A 22,732-nucleotide genomic window follows, 5' to 3' on the forward strand; every position below is an offset into this window, starting at 1 on the left:
GGGCCTGTGTAGGCTTACACCAGAGCAGCCTTTTGCACCAAGCGGGTAGCAACCCAGTTCTTGGTCTTGGACAGCGGGCGGCTTTCCGTGATTTCAACCACGTCGCCCAGCTTGTATTCACCTTGCTCGTCGTGAGCGTGGTACTTGCTGGACTTGATCATGATCTTGTCATAGATCGGGTGCTTGACGCGGCGTTCAACCATGACCGTCACGGTCTTGGCACGCTTGTCGCTGACCACCTTGCCAATCAAGGTGCGCTTGAGGGATTTTTTAGCTTCCGTCATGTCGGCTTCCTGATTACTTGGCAGCTTGCTTTTCAGCAAGGATGGTCTTGGCGCGGGCGATGTCACGGCGCGTGGTACGCAGCGTGTTCGTGTTACCCAGCTGTTGCGTAGCCTTTTGCATACGCAGGCCAAAGTGAGCCTTTTGCAGGGACTTCACTTCGGCTTCCAGGCCGGCAACGTCTTTTTGGCGGAGTTCAGCAGCTTTCGTCATGTTGTTCTCCTTAGGCACCAATTTGACGGGACACGAAGGTCGTACGCAGCGGCAGCTTTGCAGCGGCCAGGCGGAACGCTTCACGAGCCAGCTCTTCAGGGACGCCCACGATTTCGTAGAGCACCTTGCCGGGCTGGATTTCGGCCACGTAGTACTCGGGGTTGCCCTTACCGTTACCCATACGCACTTCTGCGGGCTTGGTAGAGATTGGCTTGTCCGGGAACACGCGGATCCAGATACGACCGCCACGCTTGACGTGACGCGAGATCGCGCGGCGAGCCGCTTCGATCTGACGCGCCGTCAGGCGACCACGGTCAGTGGACTTCAGGCCGAAGTCACCGAAAGCAACGGAGTTACCACGCGTTGCGATACCGGTGTTGCGACCCTTTTGCTCCTTGCGGTATTTGCGGCGAGCAGGTTGCAGCATCTTTATTCTCCTTTACCGTCCGCTGCTGTAGCGGGCGCGTCAGTCTTGCGAACGCGCTTAACGGAATCAGCGCCAGCGCCGGCGGGCTTATCGCTGCCGTCAGCAGGTGCTGCGTTAGCGCCTGCGGGGCGGCGGGCACCACGGCCAGCACCGTCACGACGACCATCGCCGCGACCATCACGGCGGGGGCCGCGAGGACGACGTTCTTCTTCGGGGCGGGGGGTCTCGGCTGCCGGCAGGTCGTTACGACCCAGCGTGTCACCCTTGTAGACCCAGACCTTCACACCGATCACACCGTAGGTCGTCTTGGCTTCGGAGAAGCCATAGTCGATGTCGGCGCGCAATGTGTGAAGTGGCACACGGCCTTCGCGATACCACTCGCAACGTGCAATTTCGATACCGTTCAGACGGCCCGAAGACATGATCTTGATGCCTTGGGCACCCAGACGCATGGCGTTTTGCATTGCACGCTTCATGGCGCGGCGGAACATGATGCGCTTTTCGAGCTGCTGGCAGATCGAATCGGCGATCAGCTTGGCATCGATTTCAGGCTTGCGCACTTCTTCGATGTTCACAGCCACGGGCACGCCCAGACGGGTTGCGAGTTCCTTCTTCAGGTTCTCGATGTCCTCGCCCTTCTTGCCGATCACGACACCAGGACGTGCCGAGAAGATCGTGATGCGGGCGTTCTTTGCAGGACGCTCGATCAGGATGCGCGACACGGCGGCATTCTTCAGCTTGGCCTTCAGGAACTCGCGCACCTTGATGTCTTCGGCCAGCATGCCGGCGAAGTCACGGTTGCTTGCGTACCAACGGCTGGCCCAGTTGCGGCTAACAGCCAGGCGGAAGCCGGTAGGATGGATTTTCTGTCCCATATTCTTCCCAGGCCTTTCAGTTGCCAACCGTCACGTACACGTGGCACGTGGGCTTGCTGATGCGATTGCCGCGGCCCTTTGCACGCGCGGTGAAGCGCTTGAGCGTGGTGCCTTGTTCGACGAAGATGGTCTTGACCTTCAGTTCGTCGATGTCGGCGCCGTCGTTGTGCTCGGCGTTGGCGATGGCGGACTCGAGCACCTTCTTGATGATCACGGCAGCTTTTTTCTGCGTGAACGTCAGGATGTTCAGGGCTTGGTCCACTTTCTTGCCGCGGATCAGGTCCGCGACCAGGCGACCCTTGTCCACAGACAGGCGGACGCCACGGAGAACAGCACGTGTTTCAGACATGTTCTATTCCTTACTTCTTGGCTTTTTTGTCCGCCGGGTGACCCTTGAAGGTACGGGTCAGCGCGAATTCGCCGAGCTTGTGGCCGACCATCTGGTCAGTCACATACACGGGCACGTGCTGCTTGCCGTTGTGCACGGCGATGGTCAGACCGATGAACTCGGGCAGAACCATGGAGCGACGCGACCAGGTCTTGACGGGCTTCTTGTCCTTGGTGGCGACGGCCTTTTCGGCCTTTGCCAGCAAGTGATGGTCAACAAACGGACCCTTTTTAAGAGAACGAGTCATTTGCTACCCTTTACTTCTTGCGACGCGACACAATCATCGACTGCGTGCGCTTGTTGTTACGGGTACGGTAGCCCTTCGTCAGGTTGCCCCATGGGTCAACAGCGTGACGACCTTCACCGGTCTTGCCTTCACCACCACCGTGCGGGTGATCGACAGGGTTCATCACCACGCCGCGAACGGTCGGGCGAATACCCATCCAACGCTTCACACCGGCCTTGCCCAGACGGCGCAGGCTGTGCTCTTCGTTGGCGACTTCACCGATGGTCGCGCGGCATTCGATGTGCACCTTGCGCACTTCGCCGGAACGCATACGCACTTGGGCGTAGATGCCTTCACGGGCCAGCAGCGTAGCCGACGTACCTGCCGAACGGGCGATCTGCGCGCCAGCGCCGATCTTCAGTTCGATACAGTGGATGGTCGAACCCACGGGGATGTTGCGGATCGGCAGGGTGTTGCCCACGCGGATCGGGGCTTCCGAACCGCTGACGATCGTTGCGCCGACTTCCAGGTTGCGCGGAGCAATGATGTAGCGACGCTCGCCGTCGGCATAGCACACCAGAGCGATGTGGGCCGTACGGTTGGGGTCGTACTCAATGCGCTCGACCTTGGCGGGGATGCCGTCCTTGGTGCGCTTGAAGTCCACCACGCGATAGTGGTGCTTGTGGCCACCGCCCTTGTGACGGGTGGTGATGTGACCGTTGTTGTTACGGCCCGACTTCTGGTGCTGAGGCTCCAGCAGGGGGGCGAAACCTGCACCCTTGTGCAGATGGTCACGCGTGACCTTGACCGTGCCGCGTTGGCCGGGGGTCGTCGGTTTGAGCTTGATAACAGCCATGATTACGCAGCCTCCCCGGACAGGTTCAGCTCTTGACCGGGCTTGAGCATCACGTAGGCCTTGCGAACGTGGTCGCGGCGGCCAGTGGTCTTGCCAAAGCGCTTGGTCTTGCCCTTGATGTTCACCACGGAGACACCAGCAACTTCCACCTTGAACATCAGTTCCACGGCGGCCTTGATTTCATGCTTGGTGGCGCTCTGCAGCACCTTGAACGTCACGGCGTTGGACTTCTCGGCAACCATGGTGGCCTTTTCGGACACGATGGGAGCAACCAACACCTGCATCAGACGACCTTCGTCAAACTTGAGCGTGCTCATTCGAACATCTCCTTGAGTTTGTCGATCGCACCCTTGGTGACGAGCACTTTCTTGTAGTGCACCAGCGACACGGGGTCGGCGTAGCGCGGCTCGACCACGAACACGTTCTTCAGATTGCGGGAAGCCAGGTACAGGTTCTCGTCGACTTCTTCAGCGATCACCATGACCGATTCCAGGTTCATGGCCTTGAACTTGTCGGCCAGCACCTTGGTCTTGGGGCTTTCGAGCTTGAGCGAGTCCACCACGGCCAGACGGCCTTCGCGGGCCAGCTGCGACAGGATGGCAACCATACCGGCGCGGTACATCTTCTTGTTGATCTTCTGCGTGAAGTTTTCTTCAGGCAGATTCGGGAAGATGCGGCCGCCGCCACGCCACAGAGGCGAGGAAGACATACCAGCGCGAGCACGGCCGGTGCCCTTTTGCTTGAACGGCTTGGCAGTCGTGTGACGAACCTGCTCGCGGTCCTTCTGAGCGCGAGTGCCCTGACGTGCGTTGGCACGGTAGGCGATCACGATCTGGTGGACGAGGTCTTCGTTGAATTCACGACCGAAAACAGTCTCGGGCGCATCGAACTTGGATGCGGCCTGGCCTTGTTCATTCAGGAGTTCGAGCTGCATTAGTTCGCTCCCTTGGAAGCTTTGGCCTTGATGGCGGGGCGCACCGTCACGAAGCCACCCTTGGAGCCCGGAACAGCGCCCTTGATCAAGAGCAGTTGGCGTGCTTCGTCAATGCGAACCACGTCGAGATTTTGGGTGGTGATGGTTTCATCGCCCATGTGACCGGTCATCTTCTTGCCCGGGAACACGCGACCTGGATCCTGGGCCATCGAGATGGAGCCGGGAACATTGTGCGAACGGCTGTTGCCGTGCGAGGCGCGCTGCGAGCGGAAGTTGTGACGCTTGATGGTGCCGGCGAAGCCCTTACCGATGGAAGTGCCTTGCACGTCCACCTTCTGGCCCACCGAGAACAGCTCGGCGACGGGCAGGACGGAGCCTGCGGCGTACTTGCCAGCGGTTTCTTCGGTCACGCGGAATTCACCCATCACTTCACCGGCTTCGACACCTGCCTTGGCAAGGTGGCCGGCTTCTGGCTTGGTCACGCGAGATGCCTTGCGCGAACCGAAAGTGACCTGCAGGGCCACGTAGCCATCGTTCTCTTGGGTTTTGACCTGAGTCACACGGTTGTTGGACACATCCACCACCGTGACGGGCACTGCGTCCCCGTCATCGGTGAACAGACGCATCATGCCCACCTTGCGACCCAGCAACCCGAGGGAGTTGCTCAGACTCATTTGTTTGCTCCAAAACTTTCGCCGCTGAAACTGCAATTGGCCCAGCGTTGCGCTCCCGCCCCAGATGTCCAAGGCCTTGCGCACGAAAGAAGGTTGATAAAACTTCGCTCAAGAAAGGCGAAGCCCCAAATTTTAACGCGAACTGCCTTTTCAAGCAAGTTCGCGTTAAATCAAAGCCCTTCAACGGCCCCGCAAGGGGCCGTGAAGTTCTTATTGCAGCTTGATCTCGACGTCCACGCCTGCGGGCAGGTCCAGCTTCATCAGAGCGTCAACCGTCTTGTCAGTCGGGTCAACGATGTCCATCAGGCGCTGGTGAGTGCGGATTTCGAACTGGTCGCGGCTGGTCTTGTTGACGTGCGGCGAGCGCAGGATGTCGAAACGCTTCATGCGTGTCGGCAGGGGCACGGGGCCCTTGACGATCGCGCCGGTGCGCTTGGCAGTGTCAACGATTTCAGCAGCCGACTGGTCGATCAGCTTGTAGTCAAACGCCTTCAGGCGGATGCGGATTTTTTGCTTGGACATTGTGTATTCCTAGTTTTCCAAGAATTACGCAATGATCTTTGCAACCACGCCAGCGCCCACGGTACGGCCACCTTCGCGGATAGCGAAGCGCAGACCTTCTTCCATGGCGATGGGGGCGATCAGCTTGACGGTGATCGACACGTTGTCGCCAGGCATCACCATTTCCTTGTCGGCGGGCAGCTCGATGGAGCCGGTCACGTCGGTCGTACGGAAATAGAACTGGGGACGGTAGTTGTTGAAGAACGGAGTGTGGCGACCACCTTCGTCCTTGGACAGCACGTACACCTCAGCCGTGAAGTGGGTGTGGGGCTTGATGGAGCCGGGCTTGCACAGCACTTGGCCGCGTTCCACGTCTTCACGCTTGGTGCCGCGCAGCAGCAGGCCCACGTTGTCGCCAGCTTGACCTTGGTCCAGCAGCTTGCGGAACATTTCCACGCCGGTGACGATGGTCTTCTGGGTGTCGCGGATACCGACGATTTCGATTTCTTCGCCGACCTTGATGATGCCGCGCTCGATACGGCCAGTCACCACGGTGCCACGGCCAGAGATCGAGAACACGTCTTCCACGGGCATTGCAAAGGCACCGTCCACAGCGCGCTCGGGCGTGGGGATGTAGGAGTCCAGTGCTTCAGCCAGGCGCAGGATGGCAGGTTCGCCCTTGTCGGACTGGTCGCCTTCCAGGGCCAGCTTGGCCGAGCCGCGGATGATGGGGGTGTCGTCGCCGGGGAAGTCGTACTTGGCAAGCAGCTCGCGCACTTCCATTTCGACCAGTTCCAGCAGCTCTTCGTCGTCCACCATGTCGCACTTGTTCAGGAACACGATGATGTAGGGCACGCCCACCTGACGGGCCAGCAGGATGTGCTCGCGGGTCTGGGGCATGGGGCCGTCAGCGGCCGAGCACACCAGGATGGCGCCGTCCATTTGAGCAGCGCCGGTGATCATGTTCTTGACGTAGTCGGCGTGGCCGGGGCAGTCAACGTGAGCGTAGTGGCGACCGGCCGTTTCGTACTCGACGTGGGCGGTGTTGATCGTGATGCCGCGAGCCTTTTCTTCAGGTGCTGCGTCGATCTGGTCGTAAGCCTTGGCTTCGCCGCCGAACTTCTTGGACAGAACGGTAGCGATAGCAGCCGTCAGGGTCGTCTTGCCGTGGTCCACGTGACCGATGGTGCCAACGTTGACGTGCGGCTTGTTCCGCTGGAATTTTTCTTTTGCCATGATTTCTCCGAAAGAGCAAAACCTGTGTGATGTTTAAGGTCTGCACCCCATTGCTTGGTCGCCCCGCACAGGTGACAGGGCGGCATGGGATCGCAGACCGGCAAAAATCGCAGCACCCCGGCGCCAAAACGCCTGGGTGCTGCGATTCAAAAGCCTTCAATTATACAAAAAAGCTTACTTCGAGCGAGCAGCAACGATGGCTTCAGCCACGTTACGGGGAGCTTCAGAGTAGTGCTTGAACTCCATCGTGTACGTAGCGCGGCCTTGCGTCTGCGAGCGCAGCGACGTGGCGTAGCCGAACATTTCCGACAGAGGCACTTCAGCCTTGATGGACTTGCCGCCGCCGGCCATGTCGTCCATGCCCTGCACCATGCCGCGACGCGAGGACAGATCGCCCATCACGGTACCGGCGTAGTCTTCGGGCGTCTCGACTTCCACAGCCATCATGGGTTCCAGGATGACGGGGCTGGCCTTGCGGGCAGCTTCCTTGAAACCGAAGATGGCGGCCATCTTGAACGCCATTTCGTTCGAGTCCACATCGTGGTACGAACCGAAGGTCAGCGTGACCTTCACGTCCACGACAGGGTAGCCAGCCAGCACGCCGGAAGTCAGCGCTTCGATCACGCCCTTCTCGACTGCGGGGATGTATTCGCGAGGAACCACACCGCCCTTGATGGCGTCGACGAACTCGAAGCCCTTACCGGGTTCCTGGGGTTCGACCGTGAACACCACGTGGCCGTACTGACCCTTACCGCCGGACTGGCGAACGAACTTGCCGTCCACGTCCACGACCTTCTGGCGAATGGTTTCGCGGTAGGCAACCTGGGGCTTGCCCACGTTGGCTTCCACGTTGAATTCGCGCTTCATGCGGTCAACGATGATTTCCAGGTGCAGCTCGCCCATGCCGGCGATGATGGTCTGGCCCGATTCTTCGTCGGTACGCACGCGGAACGACGGATCTTCGGCAGCCAGGCGCGACAGGGCGATGCCCATCTTTTCCTGGTCGGCCTTGGACTTGGGCTCCACGGCCTGTGCAATCACGGGCTCGGGGAAGACCATGCGTTCCAGCACGATGGGGGCGTCCACGGAGCACAGCGTTTCGCCGGTCGTCACGTCCTTCAGGCCCACGCAGGCAGCGATGTCGCCGGCGCGGATTTCTTCGACTTCCACGCGCTCGTTGGCCATCATCTGCACGATACGGCCGATGCGTTCCTTCTTGCCCTTGACCGAGTTGAACACGGTGTCGCCCTTGGTCAGGACGCCCGAGTACACGCGCACGAAGGTCAGCTGACCGACGAACGGGTCGGTCATCAGCTTGAAGGCCAGTGCCGCAAACTTTTCACCGTCGTCGGCCTTGCGGCTGAGCTTGGTTTCTTCGTTTTCGGGATCGGTACCGGTGACGTCAGGGATGTCCACAGGCGCCGGCAGGTAGTCGATCACGGCGTCCAGCATGCGCTGCACACCCTTGTTCTTGAAAGCGGTACCGCACAGCATGGGCTGGATTTCGGTAGCCAGCGTACGAGCGCGCAGGCCGGCCTTCACGTCTTCTTCGGACAGAGTACCTTCTTCCAGGTACTTGTTCATCAGCTCTTCGCTGGCTTCAGCGGCGGCTTCCACGAGGTTCTCACGCCACTTGTTGGCGGTCTCCACCAGCTCGGCGGGGATCTCGTGGTATTCGAACTTCATGCCTTGCGAGGCTTCGTCCCAGATGATGGCCTTCATCTTGACGAGGTCGACCACGCCCTTGAAGTTGTCTTCGGCGCCGATCGGGATCACGACGGGCACGGGGTTGGCCTTCAGGCGCAGCTTCATCTGGTCAACGACCTTGAAGAAGTTGGCGCCGGTACGGTCCATCTTGTTCACGAAGGCCAGACGGGGCACCTTGTACTTGTTGGCTTGGCGCCACACGGTTTCCGACTGGGGCTGCACGCCGCCCACGGCGCAGTACACCATGCAGGCACCGTCCAGCACGCGCATGGAACGCTCCACCTCAATGGTGAAGTCCACGTGGCCGGGGGTGTCGATGATGTTGAAACGGTGCTCGGGGTAGGACAGGTCCATGCCCTTCCAGAAGCAGGTCACTGCAGCGGAAGTGATGGTGATGCCGCGCTCTTGCTCTTGCTCCATCCAGTCGGTCGTAGCAGCGCCGTCGTGCACTTCGCCCAGCTTGTGGGTCACACCGGTATAGAACAGGATACGTTCCGTGGTGGTGGTTTTGCCTGCGTCGATGTGGGCGGAGATACCGATGTTGCGGTAGCGCTCGATGGGGGTCTTGCGAGCCATGATGGATCCTTGATCGTATGGAGGGAGTCTCTGCCCGTTCCAGCCTCATGGTGCAGACGGACAGCAGTCTTATCTGGGGATGCTCCTAATCGAGACAAGGCCGCAGGCAAAAATGCATGCGGCCTGTCTGATCGGGAGCGAAGCGCTCTTAGAAGCGGAAGTGGCTGAATGCCTTGTTGGCTTCGGCCATGCGGTGAACTTCGTCACGGCGCTTCATGGCGCCGCCACGGCCTTCGGTGGCCTCGAGCAGTTCGTTGGCCAGGCGCTGGGCCATGGACTTCTCGCCGCGCTTGCGGGCGGCTTCCTTCAGCCAACGCATGGACAGGGCCAGGCGACGCACGGGGCGCACTTCGACGGGCACTTGGTAGTTGGCACCGCCAACACGGCGGGACTTCACTTCGACCATGGGCTTGACGTTGTTGATGGCAACAACGAATGCTTCCAGCGGGTCTTTGTCAGGGTGCTTCTTTTGAATCAGGTCCAGGGCACCGTAGATGATGCGTTCTGCGACCGCCTTCTTGCCGCCTTCCATGATCACGTTCATGAACTTGGACAGCTCGACATTGCCGAACTTGGGATCCGGCAGGATTTCACGTTTGGGGACTTCGCGACGACGTGGCATTTTTTACCTCTATCTTGCTTCAGTTGGCATCTTTTCAGACACCGCGAGAGTCAACAGGACTCCCACTTACTCGACCCGCGCAAAACACTTGCGTTTGGGGTCACTACGCTGAATCTCGCGCCACGCGGGATACAGCACCTTCCTCGAAAAAACGCAGGGCTTACTTGGCCTTGGGCTTCTTCGCGCCGTACTTGGAACGGGATTGCTTGCGGTCCTTGACGCCTTGCAGGTCAAGGGAGCCACGCACGATGTGGTAACGCACACCGGGCAAGTCCTTCACACGGCCGCCGCGCACCAGAACAACGCTGTGCTCTTGCAGGTTGTGGCCTTCACCACCGATGTAGGAGATGACCTCGAAGCCGTTGGTCAGGCGCACCTTGGCAACCTTACGCAGAGCGGAGTTAGGCTTCTTAGGCGTCGTGGTGTACACACGGGTGCACACGCCGCGGCGCTGAGGGCAGTTTTCCATAGCAGGGCTCTTGGATTTGACAACTTCGACCGTGCGGCCCTGACGCACGAGTTGGTTAATGGTTGGCATTAATAAACGTCCCTAAACGTGAATTGCTTGCGAAAAGCGAAAACGTGAATCCCTTCGGAAATTCCGAAAAGCCCTCGACTGTACCAGCTTGCGGGAGATCGCACAACTGCACCCCCTCCAAGCCAGTACGCGAGGGCCTGCGCGACAGGCGCGGGGCTTACTTGATCCAGAGGCGGATCGCATCCCAGGCACGGCCGAAGAAGCCTGCCTGCTCCACGCCTTCCAGCGCCACCAGCGGCACTTCGGCCACGGTGTCGGCACCCATCTTGACCTTGAGCGTGCCCATGGCCTGGCCCTTGGTGAACGGGGCGATCAGCGGGTCCTGGCGCACGACTTCGGTGCTCAGCTTGCCGCCGCTGCCGGCCGGCACGGTGACCACGATGGGCGTGGTGCGGCCGATCTTGACGGTGTTCGCCTTGCCCTTCCAGACTTCGGGCGTGGCCACGGCCTGCTCGGCATCGAACAGCTTGACCGAATCGAAGGCCGCATAGCCCCAGTTCAGCAGCTTCTGGCTTTCATTGGCACGCGCGTTCTCGCTGGCCGCGCCCAGCACGATGGAGATCAGGCGGCGGCTGCCCACGTTGGGCAGGTCGCGCTTGGCGGTGGCCACCAGGCAGTAGCCGGCGGCGGCCGTGTGGCCGGTCTTGAGGCCATCGACGGTCGGGTCGCGGAACAGCAGCGAGTTGCGGTTGGTGCCGTTGGAGGCCGGCGTGCCCGGATAGAAGTACTTCTTGGTCGAGTAGTAGTGCATGTACTCGGGGAAGTCCTGCATCAGGCGCTGGGCGAGGATGGACAGGTCGCGCGCCGTGGTCAGGTGGCCGGGCTCGGTCAGGCCTTCGGGGTTCTTGTAGCTGGTGTTCTTCATGCCCAGCGCCTTGGCCTGCTCATTCATGAGCCGCACGAAGTTCTCGGCCGAGCCACCCACGCCTTCGGCCAGGGCCATGGTGGCGTCGTTGCCGGACTGCACGATCATGCCCTTGACCAGGTCATCGACCGGCACCTGCATCTTGGGGTCGATGAACATGCGCGAGCCGGGCATCTTCCAGGCGCGTTCGCTCACGGGCAGGCGCTGCTCCAGCGTGATCTTCTTGGCACGCAGCGCGTCGAAGACCAGGTAGCCGGTCATCAGCTTGGTCAGCGAGGCCTGCTCGATGGGCGCATCGATGTCCTTGGCGCCCAGCACCTGATTGGCGGTGACATCGACCAGCAGATAGTTGCGCGCCGCGATTTCGGGCGGCTGGGGCGGGGTGATCTGCGCCAGCGCCAGGGCCGGCGCCATGGCGGCCGCCAGTGCCAGGACTCGCAGCGTGGAGGAAAGTGGCTTCATGAGGAAAACTCTCGCTAAAGGGCAGGGAATGCAGGAAAGGCGAAAACATGCCCGCCCGATGGGGCAGGCCTGTTGAGCAGCGGCGCGGGCCGCTAGGGGAGTGAGCGCAAATGGCGGACCACGAGGCTTTTGAGCAGCGGCAATTGTCCGTGAAAGAAATGACCGCCCCCGGGCACGACGGTAACAGGCAGTATCTGCGGGCGCGCCCAGTCCATGACGGCAGACAGAGGCACCGTGTCATCGGCTTCGCCGTGCACCACCAGGGTCCGGTCATGGGCTTCGGGCGGGACAGGCGCCACGGTGAAACGGCTGGCCGCCGTTCCCACCAGCACCGCCTTTTCCACCCGGCCCTCGTTCCAGAGCCCCGCCAGCACATGGCTGGTGACGAAGGCTCCGAATGAGAAGCCGGCCAGCGCGATCGGTCCTTCGGGGGCGACCTGGCGGACCACGGACAGCATGTCCTGGGCCTCGCCGACGCCTGCGTCGTGCTCGCCGGCACTGGCGCCCACGCCGCGGAAGTTGAATCGCACGGCCGTGTAGCCGCACTGCACGAAGGCACGCGCCAGGGTCTGCACCACCTTGTTGTCCATGGTGCCGCCGAACAGCGGATGGGGGTGGGCGATGATGGCCACGCCGCGCGGCGGTGCATCGGCGGCCGGCGCATCGCGCAGGGCCTCCACGGCCCCGGCAAGGCCGGTCAAGGTCAAACGTTCGGTCTGCGCATTCACAATCGCTATCCTAGTAGTAGCAGCCAATCCAAGCTGACAAAGCACTGATGCCCGGAAAGGCCCAAAGTTCCAGCCGGTGCTCAGCGACCCACGTCGGGCGGCAGCAGCAGGCGCTCCACGGGCTGGCCGTTCTTGAGGTGGGACTCGACGATCTCGTCGATGTCGGACTCGTCCACGAAGGTGTACCAGGTGCCTTCGGGGTAGACCACGGCCACGGGACCGCCCGCGCAGCGGTCCAGGCAGCCGGCCTTGTTCACGCGCACCTGGCCCTTGCCGGCCAGACCCAGCTGCTTGACCTGCTTCTTGCAGTGGTCAAAGCCCGCCTTGGCGCCGTGCAGCGCACAGCAGTCCTCGCCGTTGGGCCTCTCGTTGAGGCAAAAAAAGATGTGGCGCGCATAGTAGTTGCCTGCGCCTTGCTGGCCGCTGTCGGCCCAGGGACGTGGGTGTTCGCTCATGGAGCGGATTCTAGGCCTGCGGCACTGCAGGCGCCGGGGGCGGCGGCGGTGCCGCATCGCGGCGCGCCAGCCTGAGCAGCACATAGACCAGGGTCGCATAGGGCCACAGCCAGCCCAGCCACTGGCCCAGTCCGTAGAAGCGGATGAAGCGGCCCTGCTCCCAGGCCTGCAGCGTTTCCGAGAAATAGGCGCTGGTGGGCGCCTGGTTCAGGATGCTCAATTGCAGCACCAGCACCAGCAGCAAGAGGGCAGCACAGGCCCGGCGCGGCAGCGGCATGGCCACCATGGCCAGGCCCAGGCCACCCCACACGCCCATGCGCACCGGCAGGTCCACCCACTCCCAGGCATGGGCCGGCCCCCAGCTCAGCGCAGCCGACAGTGCCGAGACACCGATGCCGATCACCACCGCAGAGCCCGCCAGCATGGCGCGCCGGCCCATGTGGCGCATCACGCAGTAGGCCAGCAGACAGGGCACCCACAGGCCCAGCATCACGCACAGCATTTCGGTCACGGGCGACAGCGGCGTCAGGGCCGACTCGCGCAGAGGCAGCCACATGAGGAAGGGCGTGCCTTCGAGCAGATCCAGCAGCCCCTGCTCCAGCCGCTCCAGCACCTGGCCCAGGCCAAAGGGAACGGCGGCGGGAAAGAGCAGCGCCCAGGGCCACAGCGCCAGCAGCACCATGGCGCCGCCGCCGTCCTCGCCCAGCCAGTGGGTGCGAAAGGCGCTCCAGCGCGCCAGCGCGCCCAGTCGCTCCAGCAGCAGCGCCACCAGCGCCCCCAGCAGGGTGCCGCCCGCATTGAGCACCAGATCCAGATTGGAGGGAACACGCCGCGGCAGGTAGATCTGCAGGAACTCCATGGACAGCGACAGCATGGTGCCTGCCAGCGCCGCCAGCGGCACGGCCGCGCGCGGGCTGCCGCTGCGCACCAGGGCCAGCGCCAGGAAAAAGCCCAGCGGCGCGTAGCCGACGATATTGATGTTGATGTCGAACCAGGTCCAGTACGGCGGCGGGATCTTTGCCGTCAGGAAGACCAGCGGATCAATGCCCTGGGCACGCCAGCCATCGAAAGGAAACAGGCTGGCGAAAACGATGAGCACCGCATAGACCAGTGCCAGCGGCCAGGCCGAAGTCTTTTGCACCACGCCCTGCCTCCCTCTTCGTTGGATCGGTTTCTCAGAAAGGTTTGACGACCACCAGGATGACGATGGCCACCAGCAGCAGCACCGGCACCTCGTTGAAGAAGCGGAACCAGCGGTGGCTGTGCTGGTCCCGGTTGTCGATCAGCTTGCGCAGCAGGCGCGCGCAGGCGTGGTGGTAGCCGATGACCAGCAGCACGCCGGCCAGCTTGGCATGCATCCAGCCGTTGCCCGGCCCCTTGCCGATGCCGTAGCCCAGGTACAGCCACAGGCCCAGGCCCAGTGCAGGCACGGCCAGCAGCGTGGTGAAGCGCAGCAGCTTGCGTGCCATCAGCAGCAGGCGCTCGCGCTCGGCCACCGAGCCGGGCGTGACCATGGCCACGTTGACGAAGATGCGAGGCAGATAGAACAGGCCCGCGAACCAGCTTGCCACGAACACGATATGAAAGGCTTTGACCCACAGCATGCGGGCAGTGTACGTGCGTACAGGGGTGCGCCAGGCTGCGCAGGCGCAAAAGCCGAGTCCCGCGTGCCGGCGTCGTCGCCAGGGTTGCGGGGCCTGCGGCGGGAATGGGGCACAATTTTCGGCATGCATCTGTCCAGCCCCACCCCCTTCCCGCACAACCGCCCTCGCCGCCTGCGCCGCGATGCCTTCACGCGCAATCTGGTGCGCGAGAACGTGCTCACGGCCCATGACTTCATCTACCCCGTGTTCGTGCACGAAGGCACGAACCAGCGCGAGGCCGTGCCCTCCATGCCCGGCGTGGACCGCCTGAGCCTGGACCTGCTGCTGCCCGTGGCCGAGCAGTGCGTGCAGCTGGAGATCCCGTTCCTGGCGCTGTTCCCCGCCATCGAGACCTCGCTGAAGACGCCCGACGGCAAGGAAGCGCTCAACCCCGACGGCCTGATCCCGCGCGTGGTGCGTGCGCTCAAGAAGGAATTCCCGCAACTGGGCGTGATGACCGACGTGGCCCTGGACCCCTACACCAGCCACGGCCAGGACGGCATCCTGGATGAGTCCGGCTACATCATCAATGACGAGACCGTGCAGGTCCTGGTGGGCCAGGCCCTGAACCATGCCGAGGCCGGCGTGGACATGGTGGCGCCCAGCGACATGATGGACGGCCGCATCGGCGCCATCCGCGAGGCGCTGGAGGCCCACGGCCACATCCACACCCGCATCATGGCCTACAGCGCCAAGTACGCCAGCGCCTTCTACGGCCCGTTCCGCGATGCCGTGGGCACGCGCGGCGCGCTGGGCAAGGCCGACAAGAACGTCTACCAGATGGACCCCGCCAACACCGACGAGGCCCTGCGCGAAGTTGCCCAGGACCTGGCCGAAGGCGCCGACATGGTCATGGTCAAGCCCGGCATGCCGTACCTGGACGTGGTGCGCCGCGTCAAGGACGAGTTCGGCGTGCCCACCTTCGCCTACCAGGTCAGCGGCGAGTACGCCATGCTCAAGGCCGCCGCCGCCAACGGCTGGCTGGACCATGACCAGGTGATGATGGAATCGCTGCTGGCCTTCAAGCGCGCGGGTGCCGACGGCATCCTGACCTACTTCGCCATCGACGCCGCGCGCAAGCTGCGCGGCTGAGCGCATGCAGCCGGTGACGCCGCCCGCGGGAGCCGCTCCCGCCGCCAGGAACATGCGCATCTTCCACCTGCAGCCGGGCGGCGCCACCGAGCTGGCCGCCCTGCCCGACCAGGCGCCTGCGCAGGGATTCGTCTGGATCTCCTGCACCCGCGCCACCTTGCAGGAGCGGCTGGCCGAGGTGCAGCGCACGCTGCAGCTGCTGTCGGGCCAGCAGCTGGTGGACCTGCATGTCTCGGACCTGCTCAACGCCCAGCTGCCCTCGCGCTACGACTACACCTCGCAGTACGACCTGCTGGTGTTTCGCCGCCTGGCCAGCGGGCAGGCACGTGCCGCCCCGCAGGCCGGCACGGCCTCTTCGCCTGCGGCGCAGGCGGTGCCCCCCTCACCTCCCGTGCGCCGCACAGGTCCGCCCGTGCTGCGCAACATCGACACCAGCCCCGTGGGCTTTGCCATGTTCGATCAGGTGCTGCTGTCCGTGCACCCCGACGACTGCACCGTGCGCGACGCCTATGCCGCGCGGCTGCTGGCCGCCGTGCCCAATGACCCGCGCGAGGGACGGCTGAACCCCACCTCCGGCACGCGGCTGCCTGCCAGCCCGCCCGACCTCATGCTGCGCGTGGTCAACCTCATCGTGGACGGCTTCCTGGACCTGCGCCGCGAACTGTCGCGCCAGCTGGACCATTGGCAGACCGAGCTGCTGCGCCCGCGCACGCGCTTTGCCAACTGGAGCGCCCTGCTGGACGCACGCCTGGCCCTGCACGAGCTGGACGAGGTCTGCGAAGACCAGCGAGCCGCCGTGCAGGACTGGACGGACGCGCTGGAGACCTGGGCGCCGCCTGAAGATGCGGCGGCGCTGCGCGAGCTGGACCTGCTCAAGGTGCGCAGCCGCGACGTGCTGGAACACATAGAGCGCGTGGTCCACCACGTGCGGCGGCTGGAGCAAAGCACCGAGACCGTGGTGCAGATGCATTTTTCGGTGCAGAGCAACCGCACCAACGACATCATGCGCACGCTCACCGCGCTGACGGCCGTCTTCCTGCCGCTGAACCTGATTGCCGGCATCTTCGGCATGAATTTCGAATTCATCCCCCTGGTGCACAAGCAGGACGGCTTTTGGTGGGCCATGGGCTCGATGACGACGATTGCCGTGGGCCTGACCGTGTTCTTCTGGCGCAAGCGCTACATGGCGCGCACGGCGCAGGACTAGGGCCCTGCCCGCTCCAGCGGCATCCACAGCGTGAAGCGATTGCCGCCGGCCAGCGGCGCCCAGTCCAGCCGCGCCTGCAGCGCCAGCGCGCGCGTGCGCATGTTCACCAGTCCCTTGCGGCCCTCGGTGGGTGCCTGGGCGCGGTCGAAGGGGTGGCCGTCGTCCACCACCAGCACCTGCACGCCGGCCCGGCCTTGCAGCGGGGCCTGGGCCGTGCGCACCGTGATCTCGCGCGCGCCGCTGTGCTTGATGATGTTGGTCAGCACCTCCTGCAGGATGCGCAGCACATGCAGGGCGGCCTGCGCGTCCAGCCAGGGCAGCGCGGGCAGGTCGCTCACCTCCCAGTGCAGCCGCAGCCCCGCCCCCTCCAGGCGCGGCCCCAGCCGGTAGCGCAGCCCGGCCAGCAGCGCCAGCAGGTCGCAGTCCAGCGGCTCCAGCGAATCGATGGACAGCTTCAGGTCATCGATGCACTCCTGCAGCAGCTGCACCAGGTCCACCGTGCCGGCCTGGTTGAACTCCACCACGCGCAGCGCGCTCATCAGCGAAGAGCCCACGCCGTCGTGCATCTCGCGCATCAGGCGCTGGCGCTCCTGCATCAGCGTCTGCTCGCGCTCCACGGCCAGCAGGCGTTCATGGGCCTGGGCCAGCTCCGCCTCCTGGGCCTTGAGCCGTTCCGCCAGATGCAGGTTGGCGTTCTCTGCCACGGCCAGCGCGCCGTTGTAGCGCCGGTAGGCCACCAGCAGGAACAGCGTGAACAGCCCCAGGTACACATAGGGCGTGAGGTAGATGCTCTCTATGCTGATCAGGTAGCTCTGCAGCGCCAGGTCATGGAAGCCGATGGGAAACGACAGCAGCATCCACACGGCCAGCATGGTGCTGCCGCCATCGCGCATGCGCCAGGCGCCCGCCACGGCCATGCACAGCACCAGGATCTCCGGCGGCACCATCAGCAGCCGCAGCAGCGGCAGGATGGTCTCGTGCGCCGGCCCCCACAGCGGCACCGCCACCAGCAGCACCGTGCCCACATAGCCCTGCAGCACCCGGCCCAGCCATGGCCGGCGCCTGCGCTGCATCAGGCACAGGAAATGGAAGGCCGCCACCGTGGCGCCCATGAGGCCGGCCAGCGTCAGCCAGGAGAACCAGCCGTCCGACAGGGCCAGCCCCTCGCCGTCCACCATGAACTGCAGCGAGCCCAGCAACTGGCACAGCGACATCAGGAAGAACAGCAGGAACACCACATCCCCGCGCCGCCGCTGCAGCGTCCACAGCGCCAGCGCGAACAGGCCCAGCACCAGGTAGGAGCCCGCCGTGTAGACCACCAGATCGGCCTGGAGCAGGCTGCGCAGCCGCCAGGACAGGCGCAGCGACTCGGCCGGCCCCGCCCACAGGCTGGACAGCGCCCCGCCCACGCCCTGCTGGCTGGCCATGCGCACATGCACCTGCAGCGGCCTGCCCGGCTGCGCCAGCCCGCCCAGGTCCAGCCACACCGGCCGGTTGAAACTGTTCCACACCCGGCTGCCGCGCGTCTGCCAGGCCAGCGCCCCGTCCACATACACCGCCACCGTGCCCACCGTCTGCCAGCGCGGGATGTACAGGCGCGCGCCCTGGGGCGTGGGCGCCAGCGCCCCGGGCGGCACCACGGCGCGGAACCAGCGCACCTCTGGCGGCGCCGCGGCCAGGTCGTCGCTGCCCGACACGGCCCTGTCGCCCCCATAGGGCAGTTCCACATCGCTCCACGGCGTCGATGCATCCAGCACCGCATCGTCGGCCGACGCAAGCGCCGCAGGCGGCGCCCAGTGCGGGCTGTCCGACCGCCACAGCTGCGCCTGGCGCAGTTGCACCGCTTCGCCTGCGGCGGGTCCACGCAGCCCGAACGCCCCCGCCAGCAGCATCGCCAGCGCCACCAGCCCCGCCGAAACCAGCAAGACCCTCCCCCGCAGCAGCGGCTGCGTCATCTGCCCACCCTGGCGGCGCTCATTGCCGCCCCTCGGCAAGCCAGCCCCGCTGCAACGCCACATGCATCATCTGCGTGCGGCTGGACACCTGCAGCTTGCCGTAGATGCGCCGCACGAAGGTGCGCACCGTATGGCGCGACACGCCCAGCTGGCGCGCCACCTCGTCCAGCGTATGGCCGCGCGCCACCAGGCGCAGCACCTCCAGCTCGCGCGCAGACAGCGCCTGCGCGGCGGCCTGCGGCTCGGCAGGCGGCTGCAGCCCGGCCACCGCCCCGGCCCGCTGCTGGCGCAGCAGCAGCTTGCGCGCCACCATGGGATTGATGGGGCTGCCGCCCGCGTGCAGGCTGCGCACTTCCTCCAGCACCGCGTCGGCGGCCAGGTCCTTGAGCAGATAGCCCATGGCGCCGGCCTCGATGGCGGCCAGCACATGCTGCTCGTCGCCAAAGATGGTGCTGACCATCACCGCCGCCCCCGGATGGCGGGTGCGCACGGCAGCAATCACCTCCAGGCCGCTGCCGTCGGGCAGGCCCAGGTCCACCAGCATCACGTCCATGGCACCGGCCCCATCGGCCCGGCCGAGCTGGTGCAGGGCCTCCGCGCGGCTGGCTGCCGCCCAGCACAGGACCATGTCCTTCGCAGCATTGATCACGCCCACCAGGGCGTGGCGGCAGGCGGCGTCGTCCTCCACCACGGCCACGCGGATGGGTGTGGCGCCACCCGTCGCGGCGGCAGAGTAAGGGTCTGTGTGCGTGTCCATGGACGTGGAGTGCGTGGCGAGGGCCGCATGTTCACATGGAACAAGACCGCTGTCATGTCGCCCGGATAGGCGACATGGGCGGCATGGCGCCCTGCCCCCTCTCATCGGCCATGTAGCCCGAACGGGGGACATACAGAAAGCCGGACACCCCATAGATTTGCCCTCTTCAGCACATCACCGAGATGCTGTGCCTACCGAGGGGGTCCGCCATGTCCATCATCCACCCGTCTGCTGCAGCCGACGTACCACCCATACCCACGCCGAGCCCCCGGGGCCGGACATTGCCGGGCCTGGCGGGCGGGTTGGCACTGGCCCTTGCCGGCGCCGCGGCCCAGGCCGCCACACTCACCGTCACCACCGCCGGCGAGATTGCAGACACCGAGCCGCTGTCTCGTGCGCAATGCTCGCCTGCCGCAGGCGACCGCAACTGCGACACCCTGCGCGACGCCATCAACCATGCCGCCGATGGCGACACCATCGTCTTCGGCGCGGCCCTGGATGGGCAGACCATCTCGCTGACCCGCTTTACCAACTGCATGGACACCGGGCAGGCCGCCGGCGCCACCTGCCTGCCGCTGGCCAGCTGGCCCGGCTACGTCTCGCAGTTCGGCCCCAGCGCCTTCTTCATCAGCGGCAAGCGCATCACCATCGATGCCACCGCCAATGGCATGACGCCCCAGGGCGTGAGCGTGCAGCGCCTCGGTACCGCACCCGGTTTCCGGCTGTTCGACATCGATGCGCAGGGTGGACTGGTCCTGCGCGGCCTGACCCTGGCCGGGGGGCAGGCCACAGGCGGCTCCAGCCGCTTTGGCGGCGGCGCGCTGGGTGCGGGCGGTGCCATCTTCAATCGGGGCCAGCTCACCATCGAACGCAGCACGCTCACGCGCAATCACGCACAAGGGGGGCAAGGAGGCAGGCTTTCCTTGAACTCCTTTGCAGGTGCCGGCGTGGGCGAGGATGGGACTTTGTCCCCGGGGGGACGGCCGAACGCTGGTGGCCCGGACGATGGCGGCCTGGGCGGTGGCAGTGGCAGCGCCAGCGGCAAGAACGGCGGCTTCGGTGGTGGCGGCGGCGGCTCCGGCGGTGGCGGATTTGGCGGCGGTGGTGGCCGTCGTGGCAGCGGTGGCGGCTTCGGCGCTGGCAACGGTGGGGGCGGCGCCTTCGACGCTGGCGGTGGCGCAGGCGGCATGGGAGGGGCCATTTTCAACAACGCAGGCACCTTGACGCTGAACCAGGTCACCCTGGCTGGCAACGGTGCACACGGCGGGCTGGGCAACAGCAGCGGCGGCGGCGCCGGCCTGGGTGGCGCCGTTTTCAACTACAACGGCGCGCTCACCATCCGTTTCTCCACCCTGGCCGGCAATACCGTGCAGGCCAATGGCGACGACAACCCGGCCGCGCAAGGCGGCGCCATCTACAGCCTGGGCGATTCCCAGGCCGCCTGCAGTTCGGGTGGCAACATCAGCTGCACCCGCAGCGGCGCCTCGCTGGAGATGCAGGCCAGCATTGCCCAGGGCAGCGTGTTCGAGCCGGCCACCAAACAGCCCGCTGGCAGGGACGTGGTGCTGGACCTGCGCAATGGCGGCACCAGCGATGCCAGCGGCAGCAACAATCTGCTGGGCCTGGCGCAGGCCCTGAACAATGCCGACATCAGCGCCCTGGCCTTCACCACGGGCAACCCGCAGCTCGGCCCCCTGGCCAGCCACGGCGGCCCTACCCAGACCATGTTGAACAGCACCGGCAGCCCGGCACTGGACGGGGTGGCCTGCACGGCCGCACCCGGCACGGACCAGCGCGGCGTGGTCAGGCCCCAGGGTGCGCGGTGCGACATCGGTGCCGTGGAGGCGAACGTCTTCCAGGCGGCATTGACCGTGCTGACCAGCGGCGTGGGCGGCGTATCGGCGCAGGCCTTCCCGCCTGCGGCCACGGGTGCCATACAGGACTGCGGCCGCCCAGGCGGCCTGTGCCAGGCCGGCTATGGCTACTTCGAAGGCGCGCCCACCCTGGTGACCCTGGCCGCCACCCCCGACCCTGGCCATGCCTTTGCCACCTGGGGTGGTGCCTGCAGCGGCAGCATGTCCACCTGCAGCGTCACCATCGATGCAGCCAGGAGCGTGCAGGCCAGCTTCACGGCATTCAGCGTCACGGCAAGCCTGCCCTCCGGCACCTACGGCACGGCCTACAGCCAGCCGCTGGCGCCCGTGCCCGGCGGCGGCGTGGGGCCGTTCAGCTACAGCGTGGGCGGCTTGCCCGCAGGCTTCAGCCAGGCCGCCGGCACGCTCTCGGCCCCGGCCACGCAGGCGGCAGGCAGCTACAGCTTCACGCTGACCGCCACCGATGCCAACGGCGCCACCACCGAACCCGCAGCCGTGACCGTGGTGATCGGCCCGGCAGCCACCAGCGCCCACCTGTCGGCCTCCCCCTCTGCGCCAGGCCCTGGCCAGAGCGTGACTTTCAGCGTCCAGGTCACGCTGCCTGCCGGCGCCAGCGGCACGGTGGATTTCTTGAACGGAACGCAGGTGCTGTGCGCCAGCGTTCCGGTGACCGGCGGGCAGGCCAGCTGCAGCGTGCCCCGGCTGCCCCCGGGCACGGCCACGGTGCAGGCACGCTATGTGCCCGGTGATGGCAATACCTCCGGCTCGGACAGCAACACCGTGACCGTCACGGCGGCCCCCGCACCATCTGCGGCGCCCATTCCAGCGCTGGGCGCCGGGGGGCTGGCGCTGCTGGGCCTGCTGACCGCAGCGGGCGCGGCGTTGTCGCGCAGGCAGGGCACTTCACGGAAAATCGGCGCTGGCACATCGCCACGCACCCCCAGGAGTTCCCCATGACCGCATCCGCAAGCCGGAGCCCGCTTTCACGCCGCAGCCTGCTGGCCGCCAGCGCAGCCACCGGCCTGGCCCTGTGCGAAAGCGCCCTGGCCGCCCCCGCCGCCCCCGGGAAAAGCACCGAAGCCGCCGTGCTCACCATCAGCGGCCCCGGCGTGCGCGGCAACCGGGGGCCGCTGGACCCGGTGGCCGACCTGCTGCTGAAAAACCATGGCCTGGCCTTCGACTCGGCCTGGACCACAGGGGCCGGTGCGCTGGAGCGCCTGCCCACGGTGGAGATCACGCCCCATATCGAATACGACGGCCAGCCCCACCGGCTGCGCGGCCCGCTGCTGGCCACCGTGCTGCAGGCGGCCGGAGTGGACAGCGCCGCCGCAGCGGCCAAGGGCCAGTGGATCACCCTGCAGGCCATCGACGGCTACCGCGCCCAGCTGCCGCTGGACCAGGCCCTGCAATGGCGCATGCTGCTAGCCACGCACATGGACGGCCGGCGCCTGGGCCTGGGCGGCCTGGGCCCGCAATGGGCCATGTACGACGCCGACCGCATTGCCGATCTGGCAGGCAAGCCCCTGAAGGAACGCTTTGCGCAGGCGCCCTGGGGGCTGTACCACATGGGGCTGCACGCGCAGCAGCCCCAGGGCTGAACCTGGCTTCAGAGCGCGGCAGGGCGCGCATTTGGAGTACC

At 65.3% G+C, this 22,732-nt stretch carries 26 protein-coding genes; 4 read left to right on the top strand and 22 right to left on the bottom strand.

The window, feature by feature from the left end:
• Positions 1 to 14: 14 nt before the first annotated feature.
• The 20 genes from rpsQ to LGR64_RS26245 form a co-directional block, all read right to left on the bottom strand.
• Positions 15 to 284: a 30S ribosomal protein S17 gene (gene rpsQ, locus LGR64_RS26150; protein ID WP_012202338.1), complete on the bottom strand. Its 270-nt coding sequence runs from the start codon at positions 282 to 284 to the stop codon at positions 15 to 17.
• 13 nt (positions 285 to 297) lie between these two features.
• Positions 298 to 495, bottom strand: coding sequence for a 50S ribosomal protein L29 (rpmC, locus tag LGR64_RS26155; RefSeq protein ID WP_012202337.1), 198 nt, complete (start codon positions 493 to 495; stop codon positions 298 to 300).
• 10 nt (positions 496 to 505) lie between these two features.
• Positions 506 to 922 carry a 50S ribosomal protein L16 gene (gene rplP, locus LGR64_RS26160; protein ID WP_012202336.1) on the bottom strand — a complete coding sequence of 139 codons (417 nt, stop codon included), beginning with the start codon at positions 920 to 922 and terminating at the stop codon, positions 506 to 508.
• 2 nt (positions 923 to 924) lie between these two features.
• Entirely contained in the window at positions 925 to 1,797 is an 873-nt protein-coding gene (gene rpsC, locus LGR64_RS26165) for a 30S ribosomal protein S3 (RefSeq protein ID WP_012202335.1), read from the bottom strand.
• Between the two features lie 16 nt (positions 1,798 to 1,813).
• The gene (rplV, locus tag LGR64_RS26170) at positions 1,814 to 2,146 is read right to left on the bottom strand and encodes a 50S ribosomal protein L22 (protein ID WP_012202334.1); all 333 of its coding nucleotides are present in this window, start codon (positions 2,144 to 2,146) and stop codon (positions 1,814 to 1,816) included.
• A gap of 10 nt (positions 2,147 to 2,156) precedes the next feature.
• A complete protein-coding gene (gene rpsS / locus LGR64_RS26175) occupies positions 2,157 to 2,432 on the bottom strand; it encodes a 30S ribosomal protein S19 (RefSeq protein WP_012202333.1) in 276 nt (91 codons plus the stop codon).
• A gap of 10 nt (positions 2,433 to 2,442) precedes the next feature.
• Positions 2,443 to 3,267, bottom strand: coding sequence for a 50S ribosomal protein L2 (gene rplB / locus LGR64_RS26180; RefSeq protein ID WP_012202332.1), 825 nt, complete (start codon positions 3,265 to 3,267; stop codon positions 2,443 to 2,445).
• 2 nt (positions 3,268 to 3,269) lie between these two features.
• Complete coding sequence (gene rplW / locus LGR64_RS26185) at positions 3,270 to 3,584, bottom strand: 50S ribosomal protein L23 (RefSeq protein WP_012202331.1); 315 nt, start codon at positions 3,582 to 3,584, stop codon at positions 3,270 to 3,272.
• The gene (rplD, locus tag LGR64_RS26190; protein WP_012202330.1) at positions 3,581 to 4,201 is read right to left on the bottom strand and encodes a 50S ribosomal protein L4; all 621 of its coding nucleotides are present in this window, start codon (positions 4,199 to 4,201) and stop codon (positions 3,581 to 3,583) included. Before rplD ends, rplW begins: the two co-directional genes overlap by 4 nt.
• Complete coding sequence (gene rplC, locus LGR64_RS26195) at positions 4,201 to 4,875, bottom strand: 50S ribosomal protein L3 (RefSeq protein WP_012202329.1); 675 nt, start codon at positions 4,873 to 4,875, stop codon at positions 4,201 to 4,203. The genes rplD and rplC overlap by 1 nt, the downstream gene beginning before the upstream one ends.
• A 210-nt stretch (positions 4,876 to 5,085) precedes the next feature.
• Positions 5,086 to 5,397, bottom strand: a complete 312-nt coding sequence (rpsJ, locus tag LGR64_RS26200; RefSeq protein WP_003059431.1) for a 30S ribosomal protein S10 — start codon at positions 5,395 to 5,397, stop codon at positions 5,086 to 5,088.
• 24 nt (positions 5,398 to 5,421) lie between these two features.
• Entirely contained in the window at positions 5,422 to 6,612 is a 1,191-nt protein-coding gene (gene tuf, locus LGR64_RS26205) for an elongation factor Tu (RefSeq protein WP_013800249.1), read from the bottom strand.
• A 174-nt stretch (positions 6,613 to 6,786) separates the two neighbouring features.
• Positions 6,787 to 8,895: an elongation factor G gene (gene fusA, locus LGR64_RS26210; protein ID WP_013800248.1), complete on the bottom strand. Its 2,109-nt coding sequence runs from the start codon at positions 8,893 to 8,895 to the stop codon at positions 6,787 to 6,789.
• 148 nt (positions 8,896 to 9,043) lie between these two features.
• On the bottom strand, positions 9,044 to 9,517 hold the full coding sequence (rpsG, locus tag LGR64_RS26215) for a 30S ribosomal protein S7 (protein ID WP_012202326.1): 474 nt from the start codon (positions 9,515 to 9,517) through the stop codon (positions 9,044 to 9,046).
• 160 nt (positions 9,518 to 9,677) lie between these two features.
• A complete protein-coding gene (rpsL, locus tag LGR64_RS26220) occupies positions 9,678 to 10,055 on the bottom strand; it encodes a 30S ribosomal protein S12 (RefSeq protein ID WP_012202325.1) in 378 nt (125 codons plus the stop codon).
• Positions 10,056 to 10,212: 157 nt separating this feature from the next.
• Complete coding sequence (locus LGR64_RS26225) at positions 10,213 to 11,382, bottom strand: D-alanyl-D-alanine carboxypeptidase family protein (protein ID WP_013800247.1); 1,170 nt, start codon at positions 11,380 to 11,382, stop codon at positions 10,213 to 10,215.
• Positions 11,383 to 11,474: 92 nt separating this feature from the next.
• A complete protein-coding gene (locus LGR64_RS26230; protein WP_012202323.1) occupies positions 11,475 to 12,110 on the bottom strand; it encodes an alpha/beta hydrolase in 636 nt (211 codons plus the stop codon).
• Positions 12,111 to 12,190: 80 nt separating this feature from the next.
• Positions 12,191 to 12,565, bottom strand: a complete 375-nt coding sequence (locus LGR64_RS26235) for a (2Fe-2S) ferredoxin domain-containing protein (protein ID WP_230357321.1) — start codon at positions 12,563 to 12,565, stop codon at positions 12,191 to 12,193.
• 10 nt (positions 12,566 to 12,575) lie between these two features.
• Positions 12,576 to 13,709: a VanZ family protein gene (locus LGR64_RS26240; protein ID WP_141832724.1), complete on the bottom strand. Its 1,134-nt coding sequence runs from the start codon at positions 13,707 to 13,709 to the stop codon at positions 12,576 to 12,578.
• A gap of 31 nt (positions 13,710 to 13,740) precedes the next feature.
• Positions 13,741 to 14,169 (bottom strand): CopD family protein, encoded by a 429-nt coding sequence (locus LGR64_RS26245; RefSeq protein ID WP_013800243.1) that lies wholly within the window; start codon positions 14,167 to 14,169, stop codon positions 13,741 to 13,743.
• Between the two features lie 123 nt (positions 14,170 to 14,292).
• On the opposite strand from LGR64_RS26245, the gene hemB reads away from it, so the two are divergent.
• Together hemB and LGR64_RS26255 are read left to right on the top strand one after the other, a co-directional pair.
• Positions 14,293 to 15,300: a porphobilinogen synthase gene (gene hemB / locus LGR64_RS26250; RefSeq protein WP_013800242.1), complete on the top strand. Its 1,008-nt coding sequence runs from the start codon at positions 14,293 to 14,295 to the stop codon at positions 15,298 to 15,300.
• A gap of 4 nt (positions 15,301 to 15,304) precedes the next feature.
• A complete protein-coding gene (locus tag LGR64_RS26255; RefSeq protein ID WP_141832728.1) occupies positions 15,305 to 16,507 on the top strand; it encodes a magnesium transporter CorA family protein in 1,203 nt (400 codons plus the stop codon).
• Here LGR64_RS26255 and LGR64_RS26260 read toward each other — a convergent pair.
• Together LGR64_RS26260 and LGR64_RS26265 are read right to left on the bottom strand one after the other, a co-directional pair.
• Complete coding sequence (locus LGR64_RS26260; RefSeq protein WP_141832730.1) at positions 16,504 to 18,462, bottom strand: sensor histidine kinase; 1,959 nt, start codon at positions 18,460 to 18,462, stop codon at positions 16,504 to 16,506. The two genes, LGR64_RS26255 and LGR64_RS26260, sit on opposite strands and share 4 nt — an antisense overlap.
• A gap of 19 nt (positions 18,463 to 18,481) precedes the next feature.
• Positions 18,482 to 19,219, bottom strand: coding sequence for a response regulator transcription factor (locus LGR64_RS26265; protein WP_012202316.1), 738 nt, complete (start codon positions 19,217 to 19,219; stop codon positions 18,482 to 18,484).
• Between the two features lie 209 nt (positions 19,220 to 19,428).
• On the opposite strand from LGR64_RS26265, the gene LGR64_RS28595 reads away from it, so the two are divergent.
• A complete protein-coding gene (locus LGR64_RS28595; protein ID WP_268869065.1) occupies positions 19,429 to 22,050 on the top strand; it encodes a choice-of-anchor Q domain-containing protein in 2,622 nt (873 codons plus the stop codon).
• Positions 22,047 to 22,691 carry a molybdopterin-dependent oxidoreductase gene (locus LGR64_RS26275; protein WP_141832734.1) on the top strand — a complete coding sequence of 215 codons (645 nt, stop codon included), beginning with the start codon at positions 22,047 to 22,049 and terminating at the stop codon, positions 22,689 to 22,691. Before LGR64_RS28595 ends, LGR64_RS26275 begins: the two co-directional genes overlap by 4 nt.
• Positions 22,692 to 22,732: the final 41 nt, after the last annotated feature.

This window comes from Delftia sp. Lp-1, assembly GCF_020523835.1.
GTDB lineage: Bacteria > Pseudomonadota > Gammaproteobacteria > Burkholderiales > Burkholderiaceae_C > Comamonas > Comamonas acidovorans.

What these genes read in the sequence shown, in the direction of transcription:
- rplP (WP_012202336.1), bottom strand. Translation starts at nt 922, where the DNA reads ATGCTGCAACCTGCTCGCCGCAAATACCGCAAGGAGCAAAAGGGTCGC.
- LGR64_RS26255 (WP_141832728.1), top strand. Translation starts at nt 15,305, where the DNA reads ATGCAGCCGGTGACGCCGCCCGCGGGAGCCGCTCCCGCCGCCAGGAAC.
- LGR64_RS26245 (WP_013800243.1), bottom strand. Translation starts at nt 14,169, where the DNA reads ATGCTGTGGGTCAAAGCCTTTCATATCGTGTTCGTGGCAAGCTGGTTC.
- rpsJ (WP_003059431.1), bottom strand. Translation starts at nt 5,397, where the DNA reads ATGTCCAAGCAAAAAATCCGCATCCGCCTGAAGGCGTTTGACTACAAG.
- rplD (WP_012202330.1), bottom strand. Translation starts at nt 4,201, where the DNA reads ATGCAGCTCGAACTCCTGAATGAACAAGGCCAGGCCGCATCCAAGTTC.
- rplW (WP_012202331.1), bottom strand. Translation starts at nt 3,584, where the DNA reads ATGAGCACGCTCAAGTTTGACGAAGGTCGTCTGATGCAGGTGTTGGTT.
- LGR64_RS26225 (WP_013800247.1), bottom strand. Translation starts at nt 11,382, where the DNA reads ATGAAGCCACTTTCCTCCACGCTGCGAGTCCTGGCACTGGCGGCCGCC.
- rpsG (WP_012202326.1), bottom strand. Translation starts at nt 9,517, where the DNA reads ATGCCACGTCGTCGCGAAGTCCCCAAACGTGAAATCCTGCCGGATCCC.
- LGR64_RS26275 (WP_141832734.1), top strand. Translation starts at nt 22,047, where the DNA reads ATGACCGCATCCGCAAGCCGGAGCCCGCTTTCACGCCGCAGCCTGCTG.
- LGR64_RS26260 (WP_141832730.1), bottom strand. Translation starts at nt 18,462, where the DNA reads ATGACGCAGCCGCTGCTGCGGGGGAGGGTCTTGCTGGTTTCGGCGGGG.
- rplC (WP_012202329.1), bottom strand. Translation starts at nt 4,875, where the DNA reads ATGAGTCTGAGCAACTCCCTCGGGTTGCTGGGTCGCAAGGTGGGCATG.
- tuf (WP_013800249.1), bottom strand. Translation starts at nt 6,612, where the DNA reads ATGGCAAAAGAAAAATTCCAGCGGAACAAGCCGCACGTCAACGTTGGC.
- LGR64_RS26265 (WP_012202316.1), bottom strand. Translation starts at nt 19,219, where the DNA reads ATGGACACGCACACAGACCCTTACTCTGCCGCCGCGACGGGTGGCGCC.
- rplB (WP_012202332.1), bottom strand. Translation starts at nt 3,267, where the DNA reads ATGGCTGTTATCAAGCTCAAACCGACGACCCCCGGCCAACGCGGCACG.
- hemB (WP_013800242.1), top strand. Translation starts at nt 14,293, where the DNA reads ATGCATCTGTCCAGCCCCACCCCCTTCCCGCACAACCGCCCTCGCCGC.
- fusA (WP_013800248.1), bottom strand. Translation starts at nt 8,895, where the DNA reads ATGGCTCGCAAGACCCCCATCGAGCGCTACCGCAACATCGGTATCTCC.
- rpmC (WP_012202337.1), bottom strand. Translation starts at nt 495, where the DNA reads ATGACGAAAGCTGCTGAACTCCGCCAAAAAGACGTTGCCGGCCTGGAA.
- rpsS (WP_012202333.1), bottom strand. Translation starts at nt 2,432, where the DNA reads ATGACTCGTTCTCTTAAAAAGGGTCCGTTTGTTGACCATCACTTGCTG.
- rpsQ (WP_012202338.1), bottom strand. Translation starts at nt 284, where the DNA reads ATGACGGAAGCTAAAAAATCCCTCAAGCGCACCTTGATTGGCAAGGTG.
- LGR64_RS28595 (WP_268869065.1), top strand. Translation starts at nt 19,429, where the DNA reads ATGTCCATCATCCACCCGTCTGCTGCAGCCGACGTACCACCCATACCC.
- rplV (WP_012202334.1), bottom strand. Translation starts at nt 2,146, where the DNA reads ATGTCTGAAACACGTGCTGTTCTCCGTGGCGTCCGCCTGTCTGTGGAC.
- LGR64_RS26235 (WP_230357321.1), bottom strand. Translation starts at nt 12,565, where the DNA reads ATGAGCGAACACCCACGTCCCTGGGCCGACAGCGGCCAGCAAGGCGCA.
- rpsL (WP_012202325.1), bottom strand. Translation starts at nt 10,055, where the DNA reads ATGCCAACCATTAACCAACTCGTGCGTCAGGGCCGCACGGTCGAAGTT.
- rpsC (WP_012202335.1), bottom strand. Translation starts at nt 1,797, where the DNA reads ATGGGACAGAAAATCCATCCTACCGGCTTCCGCCTGGCTGTTAGCCGC.